Annotated in this window: 1 protein-coding gene; it reads right to left on the minus strand. The window is 74.8% G+C overall.

The window, feature by feature from the left end; genetic code table 11:
• On the minus strand, window positions 1-1,329 hold a 1,329-nt coding region (locus V1J52_RS25960; protein ID WP_330142415.1), incomplete at both ends, for a type I polyketide synthase.

The raw sequence follows: 1,329 nt of genomic DNA on the forward strand, positions 1-1,329 counted from the left end.
CTGCCGTCCGTGGTCGCGCGGTGCCGGACGAGGCCGGGGGCGGACTCACCGGCGGCCAGGGCGCGGAGCTGGTCCACCAGGGCGGTGCCGTCCTCGGCCGTGAGCACGGCGCCCTCGGACAGCACGGAGCGGTTGGCCGCGAGGGCGGCCGCCACCTGCGCGACGTCCGGCGTGGCGTGCTCGACGTGGGCCAGCAGCCGGTCCGCCTGCTCCCGTAGCGCGGTCTCGCTCCTGGCCGACAGCACCCAGGGCGTCACGGGCGACGGCACCTCGGACGCCGTGTCGATGTCCTCCAGTACCGGAGCCTGCTCGATCACGACGTGGGCGTTCGTACCGCCGAACCCGAAGGAGGAGACGCCGGCGCGGCGGGGGCGGTCGTGCTGGGGCCAGGCGCGGGCCTCGGTGAGGAGCTGGACGGCTCCGGCCTCCCAGTCGACGTGCGGGGAGGGCTCGTCGACGTGCAGGGTCTGCGGGAGGGTGCCGTGCCGCATGGCCTGGATCATCTTGATGATGCCGCCGACTCCGGCCGCCGCCTGGCTGTGCCCGATGTTCGACTTGAGCGACCCCAGGTACAGCGGGTCGTCCTCCGGACGCTCCTGTCCGTAGGTGGCCAGGAGTGCCTGCGCCTCGATGGGGTCGCCGAGGGTGGTGCCGGTGCCGTGCGCCTCGACGGCGTCCACGTCGGCGGGGGTGAGTCCGGCGCTGGCCAGCGCCTGCCGGATGACGCGTTCCTGGGAGGGGCCGTTGGGCGCGGTGAGTCCGTTGGAGGCGCCGTCCTGGTTGACGGCGGTGCCGCGGATGACGGCCAGGACGTGGTGGCCGTTGCGCTGGGCGTCCGACAGCCGCTCGACGAGCAGCAGGCCCACGCCCTCCGACCAGCCCGTGCCGTCCGCACCGGCCGCGAAGGACTTGCAGCGCCCGTCGGCGGCCAGACCGCGCAGCCGGGAGAACTCGATGAAGGCCGTGGGCGTGGACATCACCGTCGCCCCGCCCGCGAGGGCGAGGTCGCACTCGCCCCGGCGGAGCGCGGTGGCGGCCAGGTGCAGGGCGACCAGCGAGGAGGAGCAGGCCGTGTCCACCGTCACCGCCGGGCCCTCCAGCCCGTAGGTGTACGCGAGCCGTCCGGAGGCGATGCTGCCCGCGCTGCCGCTGAAGAGGTACCCCTCGTTGCCGGCCGGGGGCAGGTTCGCCCGGGAGCCGTAGTCGTTGTACATGACGCCGGTGAACACCCCGGTCCGGCTGCCGCGCAGCGTGGCGGGCCCGACACCGGCCCGCTCGAACGTCTCCCAGGCGGTCTCCAGCAGGAGGCGCTGCTGCGGGTCGATGGCG

The sequence above is a fragment of the Streptomyces solitudinis genome, from assembly GCF_036323765.1.
Taxonomy (GTDB): Bacteria; Actinomycetota; Actinomycetes; order Streptomycetales; family Streptomycetaceae; genus Streptomyces.